The sequence below is a fragment of the Streptomyces sp. NPDC023481 genome (assembly GCF_055560195.1).
Window position 1 is genome coordinate 687058 of sequence record NZ_JBVHJE010000002.1, and the last position, 15929, is coordinate 702986.

At 71.3% G+C, this 15929-nt stretch carries 13 protein-coding genes; 3 read left to right on the forward strand and 10 right to left on the reverse strand.

Features of this window, described 5'->3' with window-relative positions; all coding sequences use genetic code 11:
* Positions 1–201: 201 nt before the first annotated feature.
* The 3 genes from ACZ3ZD_RS07360 to ACZ3ZD_RS07370 all read right to left on the reverse strand — a co-directional run bounded on the left by ACZ3ZD_RS07360 (position 202) and on the right by ACZ3ZD_RS07370 (position 2792).
* Entirely contained in the window at positions 202–978 is a 777-nt protein-coding gene (locus tag ACZ3ZD_RS07360; protein WP_467394476.1) for a TIGR03936 family radical SAM-associated protein, read from the reverse strand.
* A 46-nt stretch (positions 979–1024) separates the two neighbouring features.
* Positions 1025–2116, reverse strand: a complete 1092-nt coding sequence (locus ACZ3ZD_RS07365) for a hypothetical protein (RefSeq protein ID WP_467394478.1) — start codon at positions 2114–2116, stop codon at positions 1025–1027.
* 64 nt (positions 2117–2180) lie between these two features.
* Entirely contained in the window at positions 2181–2792 is a 612-nt protein-coding gene (locus tag ACZ3ZD_RS07370; RefSeq protein ID WP_467394480.1) for a DUF3159 domain-containing protein, read from the reverse strand.
* Positions 2793–3025: 233 nt separating this feature from the next.
* Here ACZ3ZD_RS07370 and ACZ3ZD_RS07375 point away from each other — a divergent pair, with 233 nt between their 5' ends.
* The 3 genes from ACZ3ZD_RS07375 to ACZ3ZD_RS07385 all read left to right on the forward strand — a co-directional run bounded on the left by ACZ3ZD_RS07375 (position 3026) and on the right by ACZ3ZD_RS07385 (position 5453).
* Positions 3026–4270 (forward strand): alpha/beta hydrolase family protein, encoded by a 1245-nt coding sequence (locus tag ACZ3ZD_RS07375; protein ID WP_467394482.1) that lies wholly within the window; start codon positions 3026–3028, stop codon positions 4268–4270.
* 214 nt (positions 4271–4484) lie between these two features.
* Positions 4485–5126, forward strand: coding sequence for a hypothetical protein (locus ACZ3ZD_RS07380; protein WP_467394484.1), 642 nt, complete (start codon positions 4485–4487; stop codon positions 5124–5126).
* Positions 5127–5222: 96 nt separating this feature from the next.
* Positions 5223–5453 carry a hypothetical protein gene (locus ACZ3ZD_RS07385; protein ID WP_467394486.1) on the forward strand — a complete coding sequence of 77 codons (231 nt, stop codon included), beginning with the start codon at positions 5223–5225 and terminating at the stop codon, positions 5451–5453.
* 216 nt (positions 5454–5669) lie between these two features.
* Here the strand turns inward: ACZ3ZD_RS07385 and ACZ3ZD_RS07390 are convergent, their stop codons facing one another.
* From ACZ3ZD_RS07390 to ACZ3ZD_RS07420, 7 genes are all read right to left on the reverse strand, one after another.
* A complete protein-coding gene (locus ACZ3ZD_RS07390) occupies positions 5670–7631 on the reverse strand; it encodes a TIGR03960 family B12-binding radical SAM protein (RefSeq protein ID WP_467394488.1) in 1962 nt (653 codons plus the stop codon).
* Positions 7632–7730: 99 nt separating this feature from the next.
* Positions 7731–9269 carry a CYTH and CHAD domain-containing protein gene (locus ACZ3ZD_RS07395; protein WP_467394490.1) on the reverse strand — a complete coding sequence of 513 codons (1539 nt, stop codon included), beginning with the start codon at positions 9267–9269 and terminating at the stop codon, positions 7731–7733.
* A 52-nt stretch (positions 9270–9321) separates the two neighbouring features.
* Positions 9322–10518: a rod shape-determining protein RodA gene (gene rodA, locus ACZ3ZD_RS07400; RefSeq protein ID WP_467394492.1), complete on the reverse strand. Its 1197-nt coding sequence runs from the start codon at positions 10516–10518 to the stop codon at positions 9322–9324.
* Complete coding sequence (gene mrdA, locus ACZ3ZD_RS07405; RefSeq protein WP_467394494.1) at positions 10515–12767, reverse strand: penicillin-binding protein 2; 2253 nt, start codon at positions 12765–12767, stop codon at positions 10515–10517. Before mrdA ends, rodA begins: the two co-directional genes overlap by 4 nt.
* A gap of 161 nt (positions 12768–12928) precedes the next feature.
* Positions 12929–13606, reverse strand: coding sequence for a rod shape-determining protein MreD (mreD, locus tag ACZ3ZD_RS07410; protein ID WP_467394496.1), 678 nt, complete (start codon positions 13604–13606; stop codon positions 12929–12931).
* Positions 13607–13618: 12 nt separating this feature from the next.
* Entirely contained in the window at positions 13619–14554 is a 936-nt protein-coding gene (gene mreC / locus ACZ3ZD_RS07415) for a rod shape-determining protein MreC (RefSeq protein ID WP_467394498.1), read from the reverse strand.
* Positions 14555–14721: 167 nt separating this feature from the next.
* Positions 14722–15741 (reverse strand): rod shape-determining protein, encoded by a 1020-nt coding sequence (locus ACZ3ZD_RS07420; protein WP_020940056.1) that lies wholly within the window; start codon positions 15739–15741, stop codon positions 14722–14724.
* Positions 15742–15929 lie beyond the last annotated feature (188 nt).

Consider the following 15929-nt stretch of genomic DNA (forward strand, 5'->3'; position numbering starts at 1 on the left):
ACCGTCCGCCGTTGACGTCCGCGGCCCGCGCGATGCGCGATGGCCGCCGTCCGGGGCGCGGGCGCCGCACGGGAGCACTCTGTGTCCTGTCTCGCCGGTTCCGTACGCCTTGTCGGTACGGCCTGGCGAAAGTCTTCTGGTGGGTGCGCTGCCCGACCCAGGTGGCTCCCGAGTACCAGGGCGGCGCTACGACGTCCGTCCCTACGCGGGACCTTCCGGCATCGGCGCCGTCGCGGCGGCGGCCGGCTGGGCCGTCAGGGCCCCGGCAGCCTCGCGGTCGGGCGCGAGCGGGTCGGTCACCGTGCCGGTCTCTTCATCGAACAGCCCCTGCGCCAGCCTGGTCACCGCAGCGGGGACCGGCGGCGCCAGGTCGGCCACGGCGCGGAGACCGGACAGGACGTCGTCGGGTCGTACGGCAGGCGTCACGTGCCGAACAACCAGCCGCAGTATCGCACAGGGCTGGTCGCTCGGCCTATCAGCCGGCGAACCGTGCGTTTCCAGGCTCACCACGGCCGGGCGGGCGTCGAAGGTGCGGACGCCGTTCTTGGTGGTGCGCTGCACCTCGACGGTGCCGGCTCCGGTGAACGCCTCGACCGCGCGCCGGGCGTCGGCCGGGTCGACGCCGTCCAGCCGCAGCTCCCACACGGAGGCCGTCAGCCGGTCGGCGAGGCCCGAGGTCCGCGCCTCGACCGCGTCGACGACGTCGAGCCCGGCGGGCAGCGACTCGTCGAGGAGGACGCGCAGGGTCTCGGGGTCACGCGCTTCGGTGAGCGCGATCTCCAGGTACTCCGCCTCACTGCCCGTGCCGGTGGGTGCGGCATTGGCGTAGGACACCTTCGGATGGGGCGTGAACCCGGCCGAGTACGCCATGGGCACCTCGGCGCGGCGCAGCGCCCGCTCGAAGGCGCGCTGGAAGTCTCGGTGGCTGGTGAACCTCAGGCGGCCGCGCTTGGTGTAGCGCAGTCGGATGCGCTGCACCGCGGGTGCGGGCGGCGGGCCTTCGGGCTGTCGCTTGCCCAGTGTCCTAGTCCTTCGTGAGAGCGGTCGTACTCCTACCAAGAGTACGTGTGTCGCGGCCCGAGGGTTCCCGCCGGTCCACCGGCACCTGCTGCCGGGTCTCGCCGAACAGCACGCGCCGCACGTCGGCGCGGGTCTGCCGCACCGTGTCGCGGGCCGAGGCCAGGGCCTCGCGCGCGATCCGGCGCACCGCGCGCACACCGTCGGCGACGGGCCGCAGGACCGTGTCCCGTACGACGTGTCCGAGGGGGGTGAGGACGGTCCGGTACACCCGGCGCACCGGCTCCACGAGGATCCACCGGAAGAGGGTCCCGAGCACCCGCCCCACGGCCCGGGAGATCCGCCCGGCGACCCGCCAGGCGTGTCCGAGCGCGTCGCCGGCCTCGCGCGCGACGACCGCGAGGAACCGGCCGACGGGCACCAGCACCCGGCGCCACAGCGCGAGCGCGGGCAGCACGAGCAGGACGCGGCCCGTCCGGTACAGGGCGACGCCGACGCCGGTGCCGAGCACGCCCAGCAGCCACCCGAGTCCCCGTACGCACCGGGCGACGGCCCGGCCGACGGGCGCGAGGAACCAGGCGTGCAGCCACCGCGCGGGCACGACGAGCAGATACCTCGCCAGCCAGGCGACGGCGGTGTACACGCCGAGCCCGACGGCGGCCAGCACCGTGCCGGCGCCTCTCAGCAGCCAGGCCAGCGCGAGCCCGACCGGGGTGAGCACGCGCGCCCACACCCACCCGCACCCTGCGCCCGCCCCGCGCGCCAGCCGGGCGAGGGCGTGTCCGGCGGGGGTGAGCACGTACCGGTACAGCCACACGGCCGGTACGACGAGGAGCACGGTGCCGGCGGGGACCAGGACGTACCGCCACAGCCCCGCGAACGGCCACACGAACACGGCCTCGGCGGCCCACAGCAGTGCCCGCCCGAGCGGCCGGAGAACGGTGTCCCGCAGGAACCGCCCGGTGACGACGAGCGCGTCCCAGACCATCCGCACCGGCACGACCAGCACCAGGATGACGATCCGCACCGGCAGGCGGACGGCGACGACGAGGCAGCCCTCGGGCGGGGGCGGCGCGGGTGGCGGTTTCCTGAGGTCCATACCGTGCTGGACGCACGGGACGCCCGTCCGGATCCCGGCCCGCCGCGCCGACGTGTTCCCGCCGTCACGCGCGCGTCGGCGCTACGCGCTCCTTGTACGACTCCGGGTAGCGCTCGGTGAACTTCACGGCCAGGACCAGCAGGGCGACGGGGACGACCCAGTTGAACCAGTCGTCCTGGCCGGGGTACCGGACGGCCAGCCAGGTCGAGACCGTCATCAGGGCGAACGCCAGCCCCCACACGGCCGTCAGCACCTGGTTGACGTGCCGGAAGACGGGTGAGTCCCACAGCTCGCGGCGCGTCTGCTCGCGGGCGTACTGCGCGGTGAACGGGTCGGCGAAGAGCGAGCCGAGCGCCACGACGGCGACCAGCCCGTTGGAGATGACCTGGGCGTACGTCTCCAGCCAGAGGAGCTGCCCGCGGCCGAGGGCCAGCGCGAGCACGGAGATCACGGCGAAGAACACGATGCCGGTCACGTCCAGGACGCGGATCCTGCCGTGCAGCATGTCCTGCCCCGACAGGACGATCAAGGCGACCAGGGCGGCGAGCGCCGCGTACTCCCAGGTACTGGGGCTCGCGACCACCCCGAAGATGATCCACGGTGCGAACGACAGGAAGACACCGCCGGTGCGGGCGGGCCTCCGCGTGGGTGCCCTCGTCTCCGTCCGCTGAGCCATGGCAGCTCCTCCCGTCGGCTCGCACGCCGGCTCCTCTCCCATCGTGCCGCCGCGGGGCCCGGTGCCGCCTGTCGTAGGGGGCGGGCGGACGTGCGGGGCAGGCGGAGGCCGCCTAGCGTGAACGTGCGGTGCGGTGCGGTGCGGTGCGGTGCGGTGCGTTCGGTGCGGTGCGGGCGGTCGAAGGGGGCGTACGACCTGTCCGGAGCCTGACCGGGATGTGTCCGGGAGCCGCCATGACCTACCGTTTCAGCACGAACGTCCAGTTCGACTACGAGATCCGGCTCGCCCTGGGCTCGGCCTGGCGGCAGGGCGCCGACGTGGGCGAGGTGCTGGCCACCGCCTCCGTCGTGGCGGACGGGGACGGCGAGGCCTGGTGCACTGCCTGGGTGGAGCTGGCCCGCGGGGTCCGCGAGCGGGCCGAACGCGCCGCGGCCGAGGGGCGGACGGTGAGCGCGCGGGACGGCTGGCTGCGCGCCGCCGGGTACGCCGGCACCGCGCTGGTGGGCGTGGACGCGACCGCCGATCCCGACCGACGGCTGGCCGAGGTGTTCCCCGAGCACCGCGCGTGCTTCGACCGCTTCCTCGGGGCCTGGGACCCGCCCGCCGGGCCGGTGTCGATCCCGTACGAGGACACGTCCCTGCCCGGCTACCTGATCGGCCCGGCGGGCGGATCCGGCCCGCTGCCCACGCTGATCGTCAACAACGGCAGCGACGGCCCGATCAGCTCCGCCTGGACGCTGCTCGGCGCCCCCGCGGTGGCCCGCGGCTACCGCGTCCTGCTCTTCGACGGCCCCGGCCAGCAGTCGATGCTCTTCGAGCGGGGCGTGCCCTTCCGGCCGGACTGGGAGAACGTGATCACACCGGTCGTCGACTTCCTCCTCGCCCGCCCCGACGTCGACCCCCGGCGGCTCGCCCTGGCCGGCATCAGCCAGGCCGGGTACTGGGTTCCGCGGGCGCTCGCCTTCGAGCACCGGATCGCCGCGGCGGTGGCCGACCCGGGGGTGGTCCGGGTGGTGGACAGCTGGTGGCACCACCTCGGCCCCGACCTGCGCGCCCTGTGGGAGTCCGGCGACCGGGCCGCCTTCGACGGCTTCATGGCGGAGGGCCTGCGCCGGGAACCGGCACTGGCCGCGACGTGGCGCTGGCGCGCCAAGCCGTACGGCATCGCCTCGCCGTTCGACCTGCTGACGGAGGTCTCCCGGTACGACGTCACGCCGGTCGCCGGCCGGATCACCACCCCGCTGCTGATCACCGATCCGGACGGCGAACACTTCTGGCCGGGCGCCGCACGGGAGCTGTACGACCTCCTGCCCGGCCCGAAGCAACTCGTGCGCTTCACCGAAACGGAGGGGGCGCACCTGCACTGCGAGCCGATGGGCCGCGCGCTGTTCGAGCAGCGGGTCTTCGACTGGCTGGACGACCGCCTGGCCCGGCCGGACGGCGCCTCGGGGGACTTTGCCCCGCCGAACCGGTCGTAGGAGCGCGCTGCCCACGGGGTGCGCCTCCGGCTGACCCGCGTGTCCGGGGGTACATGCTGGAGGTGCCCGGCGGCCCGCATCGCTCACGGATGCGAGGGTGCCGTGCGTTGTCGGTGGCGGGCGACCGGAAGGCCGGGGTATGGCGCGTACGCGTGCGGAGGCGAGGACCAGGCATCCTCGGCATGAGCGCAGGGGGGAGGCACGGCTGCCGGCGGTGATCGCCACGCTCGTGGCGATCGCCCTGTACCTGCTCCTGCCGCAGAAGCTGCTGATCGCTCCTCGTTACGTGCTGCCCGCCCTGGAGTGCCTGCTGCTCGTCCCGCTCATCGCGATCAACCCCAAGCGCCTGACCCGGCAGACGAAGGCCTTCCGGGTGCTGTCGCTGACGCTCGTGGCCGTCATCGCGGTCAGCAACCTCGCGTCGCTGGTCATCCTGGTCCACGAGCTGGTGTACGCCGGGGTGAAGGACGGCCGCTCGCTGCTGGTGGCGGCGCTGCAGGTCTGGCTCACCAACATCATCGTCTTCGGCCTGGCCTACTGGGAGCTGGACCGGGGCGGCCCGGTCAGCCGCACCCAGTCACCCCGCTCCGCCCTGCCGCTGGCGGACTTCCGCTTCTCGCAGGACGAGAACGACGACGCCGTACAGGAGGTCGCCGACGGCGCCAGCGGCGCCTCGGACTGGGTTCCCACCCTGATCGACTACCTGTACGTGTCCGTCACCAACTCCACGGCCTTCAGCCCGACCGACACCATGCCGCTGTCGACCCGAGCCAAGCTCCTGATGGCCGTGCAGAGCATCTCGGCCCTGCTGACCTCGCTCCTCGTGATCGCGCGCGCCGTGAGCATCCTGCACTGACCGCCGTCAGCCCGCGTCGGACCAACCCTGGGGGCGACTCACCCCCTTGGATGCGCTCGGCGGGCAACTGGTCGCGGGAGTGTGCAAGGTGAGTTCATGAACACAACACCGCACCCCAAGAGGGTCGTTTCCCGGATCCCGCGCGTCCTCGCGGTCAGCGCAGTCGTGAGCATCGCCTGTGTGGCGGGGATGGCGACCGCCACCTCCGCCGTGGCCGCGACGCCCGCCACGCACCTCGCCACCAAGGCCACCCCCGCCCACGGCGGCGGAGGAGGCGGCGAACAGTGCGGCAACGGCCTCCTGCCCATCCTCAACTTCTGCAACTGACGGGCAGAGACCGGCGGTCCAGCCCATGAACGGCTCAACCACACAACCGCACATATCCACCCAGGGCGGTCGGCAAGAGGGCAGAACCCTCACCCCGACCGCCCACTCAGTGTGCGTGCCCACCCCAAGCCGGTGCCGGGCCCGCGTAGTTGACGGTCAGCGGGGGCGACTTCTTGCCACCGTCCCAGGTGCAGGCCGCCGGCCTCCTCGCTCACCTCAGTGCGTGTGACCGCTCGCAGCCGGTGTCGGGCCACCGTTCTTGACGGTCAGAGGCAGCAGCTTCTTGCCGGTCGGGCCGATTTGGATGGACGTGTCCATCTGGGGGCACACACCGCAGTCGAAGCACGGGGTCCAGCGGCAGTCCTCGACCTCCGTCTCGTCGAGGGCGTCCTGCCAGTCCTCCCAGAGCCAGTCCTTGTCCAGGCCGGAGTCGAGGTGGTCCCACGGGAGGACCTCCTCGTAGGTGCGCTCGCGGGTGGTGTACCAGTCGACGTCCACGCCGAACGGGGCCAGCGCCTTGTCCGCGCAGGCCATCCAGCGGTCGTAGGAGAAGTGCTCGCGCCAGCCGTCGAAGCGCCCTCCGTCGTCGTAGACCGCGCGGATGACGGCGCCGATGCGACGGTCGCCGCGGGAGAGGAGGCCCTCGACGATGCCGGGCTTGCCGTCGTGGTAGCGGAAGCCGATGGAGCGGCCGTACTTCTTGTCGCCGCGGATCTTGTCGCGCAGCTTCGCCAGGCGGGCGTCCGTCTCCTCCGCCGAGAGCTGCGGGGCCCACTGGAAGGGGGTGTGGGGCTTGGGGACGAAGCCGCCGATCGAGACCGTGCAGCGGATGTCGTTCGAGCCCGAGACCTCGCGGCCCTTCGCGATCACCCGCGTCGCCATGTCGGCGATCTGGAGGACGTCGTCGTCGGTCTCCGTGGGCAGGCCGCACATGAAGTACAGCTTCACCTGGCGCCAGCCGTTGCCGTAGGCCGTGGCGACCGTGCGGATCAGGTCCTCTTCCGAGACCATCTTGTTGATGACCTTGCGCATGCGCTCCGAGCCGCCCTCGGGCGCGAAGGTCAGGCCGGAGCGGCGGCCGTTGCGGGTCAGCTCGTTCGCCAGGTCGACGTTGAAGGCGTCGACGCGGGTGGACGGCAGGGAGAGACCGATCTTGTCGTCCTCGTAGCGGTCCGCGAGGCCCTGGGCGATGTCGCCGATCTCCGAGTGGTCCGCGGAGGAGAGGGAGAGGAGGCCGACCTCCTCGAAGCCCGTGGCCTTCAGGCCCTTGTCGACCATCTCGCCGATGCCGGTGATGGAGCGCTCGCGCACCGGACGGGTGATCATGCCGGCCTGGCAGAAGCGGCAGCCGCGGGTGCAGCCGCGGAAGATCTCCACGGACATCCGCTCGTGGACCGTCTCGGCGAGCGGCACGAGGGGCTGCTTGGGGTACGGCCACTCGTCCAGGTCCATGACCGTGTGCTTGGAGACGCGCCACGGCACGCCCGACCTGTTGGGGACCACGCGGGCGATACGGCCGTCGGAGAGGTACTCGACGTCGTAGAACGCCGGGATGTAGACCCCGCCCGTCTTCGCCAGGCGGAAGAGGACCTCCTCGCGGCCGCCGGGGCGGCCCTCAGCCTTCCACTCGCGGATGATCCGGGTCATGTCGAGCACGGCCTGCTCGCCGTCGCCGATCACGGCCGCGTCGATGAAGTCGGCGATCGGCTCCGGGTTGAAGGCCGCGTGGCCGCCGGCCAGGACGATCGGGTCGTCCAGCCCCCGGTCCTTCGACTCCAGCGGGATGCCCGCCAGGTCCAGGGCCGTGAGCATGTTGGTGTAACCGAGCTCGGTGGAGAAGCTGAGGCCGAACACGTCGAAGGCCTTCACCGGGCGGTGGCTGTCCACCGTGAACTGCGGGACGCCGTGCTCGCGCATCAGCGCCTCCAGGTCCGGCCACACGCTGTAGGTGCGCTCGGCGAGGACGCCCTGCTGCTCGTTGAGGACCTCGTAGAGGATCATCACGCCCTGGTTGGGCAGTCCGACCTCGTACGCGTCCGGGTACATGAGCGCCCAGCGGACATCGCACTCGTCCCACGGCTTGACCGTGGAGTTGAGCTCTCCGCCGACGTACTGGATCGGCTTCTGCACGTGCGGGAGCAGAGCTTCGAGCTGCGGGAAAACCGACTCGACAGGCATCTCGCGAACCTTCATGAGCTGACTGGGGGTACCCCCGGCCGGAGGCTGGGGGCGGGGTGACCATCAAGCGTAACCCGACCGGCGGCCTCCCCCGAACGCTCAGCCGGTCGCCCCGCCCCCGGCCTTCTTCCAGCGGGCGGGCAGCTCGGCCTCCAGCGCGGCCGCCCGCGCCTCCTCCCTGCCGTACAGCACCCCGTACGTGAACGTGCTCTCGCCGGCCGCGTGGGCCACCGCCGACAGTTCCAGGAGGGTGCGGCGGGCCATGACGCTGTCTTGGTGGTCGCCGAGGAGGGTGGTGAGGGACTTCATGGCCTTGGTGAGGCCGCGGGCGGGGGCGCCGAGGGCGGGGGTGACGGCTTCGGCCGCGTAGCGGGTGCGCTTGGCCTTCTTGCGGGCCTCGTGCAGGGCGAGGTCGCGGTCCCGGCCCGGTGGCAGCTCCAGCGCGTGCTCCATGACAGCCGTCAGCTTCTTCTCAGCCTTGCGAACGGCCTTGCCGAGCGCCTTCTGAGGTTTCCTGCCCGGTTTCTTCCCCGGTTTGCTGCCCGGCTTCTTGGCGGCCGCCTCGCGCAGCGGCGGGTCCGCGAGCAGGGCGTCCAGGGTGTCCAGCAGGGTGAGATAGCGGCGGGAGTCCAGGACACCGGTGAGGTGGCCGTGGGCGCCGTGCTGCCGGGCCTCGGCCCAGGCGGTGATCCGTTCGCGGACGGGCCCGGTGACCAGGGCGGGCGGGAGCGCGGCGAGGGCGGTCCTCAGCCGGTCGGCCAGCACCTCCTGGTCGCGGTGGACGCCCAGCTCGCCGGCGAGCCACTTCAGCTCGGCGCCGACGGGGTCGGTGACGGCGCGGTCCAGGACGGTGCCGAAGGTGCGCAGGGTGGTGCGGGCTCGGCGGGTGGCGACCCGCATACGGTGGACCGTGTCGGGCAGGCCCCGGCGGACGGCGGGATCCAGCTCGACCAGGGCGTCGCGCTGGGCGCGGAGATAGGCGAGGACATGATCGCCCGCCGTCACCGGCCGCGTCGGGCCGGACTTCCCGGCGGGGCGGCGGTCGGCCGTCAGTTCCAGGGCGCGGGCCAGTTTCGACGGCGAGGCGGCCGGGCGGACGCCCGCCTTGCGCAGCCGTTTCTCCAGCTGGTCGAGGACGGCGGGGTCCCCGTCGTCGGCGAGTTCCACCTCGATCTCGGTCCACTGGGCGGTCCGCTTCTCGCCGGTGAGCCGCTGGGCGGTCACGGTGTCGAGGCTCGCCTCGGCCAGCAGGCCGCCGTCGGCGTCGGCCAGGTGCCGGACATCGCGGGTGGAGCGCAGCCGGACCAGGGGGATCAGCTCGGCGTCCCGGACGCGGGAGCGGACCAGGGCGGCGAGCTCCTCGGGGACGGTGTCGGAGAGCGGGGCCCGGATCTCGTCGCGGACTCCCGGGGCGACCGGGAGCTTCAGGTGCCAGCCGGCGTCCGCGCCGCCGGTGCGGCGGCGCAGCGTGAGCGAGGCGGCGGCCAGTCGCTCGTCGGCGGTGTCGTAGTACGTGGCGTCCAGCTCGACGAGGCCTCTGTCGAGGACGGCCGCGACCCCGCCGGCGCCGGTCAGGTCGGGCAGCCCGCCGGCGTCGGATTCGTACTTGCGCTCGATCTCGCGTTTCGTCTCCGCCATGCACCGAATCTAGTCTCCGGGGCTCCGCCACGGCAGAGGGCGCCCGGGTGGCTCACGCCGACATCGGGCGCTGCACCTTGATCGACTGGAGCAGGCCGACCGCGACCCATACCGCGAACATCGAGGAGCCGCCGTACGACACGAACGGCAGGGGCAGGCCCGTGACCGGCATGATGCCGAGGGTCATGCCGATGTTCTCGAAGGACTGGAAGGCGAACCAGGCGACGATCCCGGCGGCGACGGTCGTCCCGTACAGCTCGGTGGAGTCACGCGCTATCCGGCAGGCGCGCCACAGGACGACTCCGATCAGGAAGATGATGAAGCCCGCGCCGACGAAGCCCAGCTCCTCCCCCGCGACCGTGAACACGAAGTCGGTCTGCTGCTCGGGCACGAACTGGCCGGTGGTCTGCGAGCCGTGGAAGAGCCCGGCCCCGGTGAGGCCGCCGGAGCCGATGGCGATGCGGGCCTGGTTGGTGTTGTAGCCGACGCCGGCCGGGTCCAGGTCCGGGTTGGCGAAGGCGGCGAACCGGTTGATCTGGTACTGGTCCAGGATGTGCAGCTGCCAGATCGCGATGCAGCCGATCACCCCGGCGATGAGCAGGCCGAAGACCCAGCGGTTGGAGGCGCCGGAGGCGAGCAGCACGCCGAGGATGATCGCCACCATGGCCAGCACCGAACCGAGGTCGGGCATGAGCAGCAGGATCAGGATCGGTACGGCGGCCAGGCACAGGGACTGGAACACCGTCCGGTGGTCGGGGTGGGGCTTGTCGCCCGCGTCCACCCGGGCGGCCAGCATCATGGCCATGCCCAGGATGATCGTGACCTTGAGGAATTCGGCGGGCTGCAGCGAGAAGCCGCCGATGACCAGCCAGTTGCGCTGGCCGTTGATCGTCGCGCCGAGGGGGGTGAGGACCACCAGGGCGAGGAGCACCGACAGGCCGTAGAGGATCGGCACGGCGTTGCGCAGGGCGCGGTGGCCGAGCCAGACCGTGGCGACCATCAGGGCGATGCCGATACCGAGGTTGATCAGGTGCCGGACCAGGAAGAAGTACGGGTCGCCCTGGTTCAGCTCGGTGCGGTTGCGGGTCGCCGAGTACACCAGCAGCGAGCCCAGCAGGGACAGGGCGGTGGCCGCGAACAGGATGGGCCAGTCCAGCCGACGGGTGAGCGAGTCGCGGGCGAAGATCCTGGTCCAGCCGGCCCGCTCGGGGCCGTACCCGGAGACGGAGAAGCTGTTCGCGCCGGTCATGAGGGCATCCTCCGGCTCCCCCGCCTGCGCGGCCGCCTGCGGGTGTTGCGGTTGCCCGTCGTGGGCGAGGGGGTGGTCCCCGCGGGCTGCTGGTTGTCGCCGTTGGTGGGGTTGTCCTTCTGGGCGGCCTCGGCCTCCTTGGCCGGGTCACCGGTGATCTTGGGGGCGGCGATGGTGCCGTCCGTGCGGACCTTGGGCAGGCCCGTCTGCGGCTGGGGCAGCAGCGCCTTCTTGTTGTCGATGGAGCCGTCGGCGCGGACGCCGTAGAGCGCGCTGTAGATGTTGCGCACGGCCTCACCGGAGGCTCCGGAACCCGTACCGGCCTGGGCGATCGTCATGATCACCGTGTAGTCCTTGGAGTAGGTGGCGAGCCAGGACGTGGTCTGCTTGCCGTAGACCTCGGCCGTGCCGGTCTTGGCGTGCAGCGGGATCTTGTTCTGCGGCCAGCCGCCGAACTTCCAGGCCGCCGTACCGCGGGTGACGACGCCGGCGAAGGCGTCGTTCATGCCGCTGAGGGTGGCCTGGCTGACCGGGAGCTTTCCGCGCTTCTTCGGCTTGATCTCCTGCACGCTCTTGCCGTCGGCGCTGATGACCGCCTTGCCGATGGTCGGCTGGTACATCGTGCCGCCGTTGGCGACGGCGCCGTAGATCACGGCCTCCTGGATCGGCGTGACGAGCGTGTCGCCCTGGCCGATGGAGTAGTTGATCGAGTCACCTTCGCGCATCTTGTTGCCTTCGAGGCAGTTCTCGTAGGCGATCTTCTCGACGTAGGAGCCGTCCTTCTTGCCGCTCTTGCACCAGGCGTCCTTGTTGGCCTTCCAGTAGGCCTCCTTCCACTGGCGGTCGGGGACGCGGCCGGTGACCTCGTTGGGCAGGTCGATGCCGGTCTCCTTGCCGAGGCCGAACTGGTGGGCGGCCTTGTAGAAGTAGTCCTTCGGGCGGCCCTTCTTGGGGTTGATGCCGCCGTCCTTCTTCCACTCCCGGTCGGCGAGACCGTAGAAGACGGTGTCGCAGGAGACCTCCAGGGCGCGGCCGAGGGAGATGGGGCCGAAGTTCTCGCCCTCGAAGTTCTTGAAGACCTGGCTGCCCACCGAGTAGGAGCTGGTGCACGGGTAGCGGCCGTCGAAGGGGTAGCCGGCCTCGACCGCGGCGGCCGTGGAGACCACCTTGAAGGTCGAGCCGGGCGCTGCCTGGCCCTGTATGGCCCGGTTGAGCAGCGGGTAGTCCGAGTTCTTGCCGGTGAGGGCCTTGTAGTCCCTGGCCGAGATGCCGCCGACCCAGACGTTCGGGTCGTACGTCGGCGCCGAGGCCATGGCGACGATCCGGCCGGTCTTGGCCTCCATCACGACGACGGCGCCGGAGTCGGCCTTGTAGTTCATGCCGGTGATCTTGTCGTACTGCTGGCGGGCGGCCTTCATCGCCTTGTCCAGCTCGTACTCGGCGACCCGCTGGACGCGGGAGTCGATGCTGGTGACCAGGTTCGAACCCGGCTCGGCCGCGTCCGACTTGGCCTTGCCGATGACCCGGCCGAGGTTGTCCACCTCGTAGCGGGTGACGCCGGCCTTGCCGCGCAGCACCTTGTCGTAGGTCCGCTCCAGGCCGGAGCGGCCGACCATGTCGGAGCGCAGGTAGGGCGAGTCGGTGTCCTTGGCCTTCTGGATCTCGTCGTCGGTGACGGGCGAGAGATAGCCGAGCACCTGCGCGGTGTTGGACTTGCCCGGGGCCGCGTACCGACGGACGGCCTCGGGTTCGGCGGTGATGCCGGGGAAGTCCTCGGAGCGCTCGCGGATCTGCAGGGCCTGCTTGGGCGTGGCCTCGTCGGTGATGGGGATCGGCTGGTACGGCGAGCCGTTCCAGCAGGGCTGGGGGGTCTTGGCGTCGCACAGCCGGACCTTCTGCAGGACGTCCTCGGGGCTCATGCCGAGGACGCCGGCCAGCTTGGTCAGGACGGCCCTGCCGTCGTCCTTCTGCTTCAGCAGGTCGGTGCGGGAGGCGGAGACGACCAGGCGCGTCTCGTTGTCCGCGAGGGGCACACCGCGGGCGTCCAGGATGTCGCCGCGCACGGCGGGGTCGACGACCTGCTGCACGTGGTTGCCGGACGCCTCCTTCTGGTACGCGGCGCCCTCGCGGATCTGCAGGTACCACAGCCGGCCGCCGAGCGTGCCGAGGAGGGAGAGGACGAGGATCTGGATCACGACGAGCCGGATCTGGACGCGTGGCGTCCGACCGGTCTCGGGGATGTTGGTCACTGCGGCTGCCTCCCCCTCTCAGTGTGCGGACGTCTGGGCGCGGCGGTCGTCTGTGCGAACCGCCTGTGCGTGTACGAATGATGAACGACCAGCCTGTGCGCCCGCGTTCCGGGACGGCTGACCCGTTCGAGTGAACTCGCCGGGGTGGAACTCGCCGCCGCTCACAGCCGCTTGACCCCCTTGATACGGCCGACCTTGGCGGAGCGGGTGCGCGCCTTGGCCTTCAGCGCGCCGAGGCCGCCGCGCTGGCCGCCGATGCGCAGCCCGGTGCCGGAGGAGAGCCAGCCGGAGGAGATGTCCCCGGCCTTGGCGGCGGCCCCGCTGTCGGTGAGCGGGTCGTTGTCGGAGCGGCGGGCCAGCCACATCACGCCGGGCACCACGAACGGGGCGAGCAGCAGGTCGTACAGGGCGGCCGAGAACAGCAGCCCGGGCAGGCCGACATGGCGGGCGGCGGTGTCACCGACCAGGGCGCCCACCCCGGCGTAGAGCAGGGTGGAGCCGATGGCGGCGGCGACCACGACGGCCATGGGGCCGGTCGCCGACTTCAGCCGGCCGTTCTCCGGCCGGATGAGCCCGGCGAAATAGCCCGTGACGCACAGCACGAGCGCGTACCGTCCGGCCGCGTGGTCGGCGGGCGGGGCCAGGTCGGCGAGGAGACCGGCGCCGAAACCGACGAGGGCGCCGCCGACATGGCCGTACACCATCGCCAGGCCAAGGACGGTGAGCAGCAGCAGGTCGGGGACGGCACCCGGCAGGTGCAGCCGGGCGAGGACGCTCACCTGGATGACCAGGGCCACGACGACCAGCGCGGTGGAGAGCAGGATCCGGTTGACACGCATGGGATTCGGCTCCTACTGCTCGGCTGTGGCGGAGGCGTCGGCCGACGGGGTGACCGTGACGGTCACCGTCGGTGTCGGGACCGGTTTCGGCTGGGCCGGGAGCACCGTGTCCCGCGGGTCCTTCTTCGGTGCCTGGACGACCACGCCGACGATGTCGAGCTTGGTGAAGCTGACGTACGGGGTGACGTAGAGGGTGCGGGTCAGGCCGCCGCCGGAGGGGTCCACGCGGGAGACCACGCCGACCGGGACGCCGGGCACGAACGGCTTGTCGGCCTGCGAGCCGAACGTGACGAGCCGGTCGCCCTTCTTCACCTCCGCCTTGCCGTTGAGCAGTTCCACGCGCAGCGGGCGGTCGCCCTGTCCGGAGGCGAAGCCCAGTTCGTCGTCGCCCTCCATCCGGGTCCCGACGGTGAAGTCGGGGTCGTTGGCGAGCAGCACGGTGGAGGTGCTGGGGCCGACGGTGGTGACCCGGCCGACCAGGCCGTCGCCGTTGAGGACGGTCATGTCCCGCTGGATGCCGTCGTCGGCGCCGGCGTCGATGGTGATGGTCCAGGAGAAGCCCTGGGCCGACCCTATGGCGATGACCTGGGCGCCCTTGATGCCGTACTGCCCCTCGCCGGCGATCTTCAGCAGCTTGTCCAGCTGCTTGAGGCGGCTGCGGTTGCGGTCGTCGCTGCCGAGCTTGGCCTTGAGGGCCGCGTTCTGCTGCTCCAGTACGGCGAGCCGGTCGTGCCGGCTGCCGGAGTCACGGACCGCGGAGACGGCCTCTCCGACCGGGTCGACCGCGGAGGACAGCCCGTTCTCGACCGGGCCGAACGCCGCCGCGGCGGCGTGCCGGGCACCGTCGACCGGGGAGTTCCGGCCTCCCCGGATGTCCACCGTGATCAGCGCGAACGCGATGGCGACCAGCAGGACCAGGAGCAGCCGGCTCTCTTTCGTGTCCCTCACGTGCGGCGGCCGTGCCCTTCCTCAAGTAGGAATTCGTCAGGCCCCCTGGGAAAACGCGCATGCTGCGACGCGCCCCAAAAGGACCGTTTGTGGGAGCTTATGCCTCTATATCAACGATCCGCCGCACGAGAGGAGAACGTCTCGTACGGCGGAATCGAAGCGTTGTGTCATCTGCGCGGCTGGGCGTCGAGGACCTGCTGCAGCGCCTCGAACTCCTCGACGCACTTGCCGGAGCCGAGTGCGACGCTGTCCAGCGGGTCCTCGGCGATGTGGATCGGCATGCCGGTCTCCCGCCGCAGCCGCTCGTCCAGCCCGCGCAGCAGGGCTCCGCCGCCGGTCAGGACGATTCCTCGGTCCATGATGTCGCCGGACAGCTCCGGCGGACACTTGTCGAGGGTGGTCTTCACGGCGTCCACGATCGCGTTGACCGGTTCCTCGATCGCCTTGCGGACCTCGGCCGCCGAGATGACGACGGTCTTCGGCAGCCCGGACACCAGGTCCCGGCCGCGCACCTCGGTGTGCTCGTCGCTGTCGAGGTCGTACGCCGAACCGATCGTGATCTTGATCTGCTCCGCCGTGCGCTCACCCAGCAGGAGGCTGTACTCCTTCTTGATGTACTGGATGATCGCGTTGTCCAGTTCGTCGCCGGCGACGCGGATGGACTGGGCGGTGACGATCCCGCCCAGCGAGATGACCGCGACCTCCGTGGTGCCGCCGCCGATGTCCACCACCATGTTGCCCGTGGCCTCGTGGACCGGCAGGCCGGAGCCGATGGCGGCGGCCATGGGCTCCTCGATGATGTGCACCTGGCGGGCGCCCGCCTGCGAGGACGCCTCGATGACCGCGCGGCGCTCGACGCCCGTGATACCGGAGGGCACACAGACGACGACCCGCGGCCGGGCCAGGTACCGCCGCTTGTGGATCTTCAGAATGAAGTAGCGGAGCATCCGCTCGGTGATCTCGAAGTCGGCGATCACGCCGTCCTTCAGCGGGCGGACGGCCACGATGTTGCCCGGCGTCCGACCGATCATCTTCTTCGCTTCGGCACCGACCGCGAGGATCCCACCCGTGTTGGTGTTGATCGCCACGACGGACGGCTCGTTCAGTACGATTCCGCGACCCCTGACGTACACCAGCGTGTTGGCGGTCCCGAGGTCGACAGCCATGTCACGGCCGATGAACGACATTGAGTTCCCCATCCGGATTCATCTGGCCTTCCCGAGCTTTTGAGGGCATGTCAGGTCGGCGAGGCGGGTGCTGTGACGTGAAGGCTTCCATCGTAAACGCGCCTGCACGAACACTGCGCGAGGGTCTCCGCCATTGTCACCAGATGGCGTGCCGCCTCGCTTGTGGAGACGGGCGTTCGGGGATGCCC

Bases quoted from the DNA above. Each gene is read 5' to 3' on its own strand.
- rodA (WP_467394492.1), bottom strand. From the start codon at position 10,518: ATGACCGGCGCGAACAGCTTCTCCGTCTCCGGGTACGGCCCCGAGCGG.
- mreD (WP_467394496.1), bottom strand. From the start codon at position 13,606: ATGCGTGTCAACCGGATCCTGCTCTCCACCGCGCTGGTCGTCGTGGCC.
- ACZ3ZD_RS07390 (WP_467394488.1), bottom strand. From the start codon at position 7,631: ATGCCTGTCGAGTCGGTTTTCCCGCAGCTCGAAGCTCTGCTCCCGCAC.
- ACZ3ZD_RS07420 (WP_020940056.1), bottom strand. From the start codon at position 15,741: ATGTCGTTCATCGGCCGTGACATGGCTGTCGACCTCGGGACCGCCAAC.
- ACZ3ZD_RS07385 (WP_467394486.1), top strand. From the start codon at position 5,223: ATGAACACAACACCGCACCCCAAGAGGGTCGTTTCCCGGATCCCGCGC.
- ACZ3ZD_RS07375 (WP_467394482.1), top strand. From the start codon at position 3,026: ATGACCTACCGTTTCAGCACGAACGTCCAGTTCGACTACGAGATCCGG.
- ACZ3ZD_RS07365 (WP_467394478.1), bottom strand. From the start codon at position 2,116: ATGGACCTCAGGAAACCGCCACCCGCGCCGCCCCCGCCCGAGGGCTGC.
- ACZ3ZD_RS07395 (WP_467394490.1), bottom strand. From the start codon at position 9,269: ATGGCGGAGACGAAACGCGAGATCGAGCGCAAGTACGAATCCGACGCC.
- ACZ3ZD_RS07370 (WP_467394480.1), bottom strand. From the start codon at position 2,792: ATGGCTCAGCGGACGGAGACGAGGGCACCCACGCGGAGGCCCGCCCGC.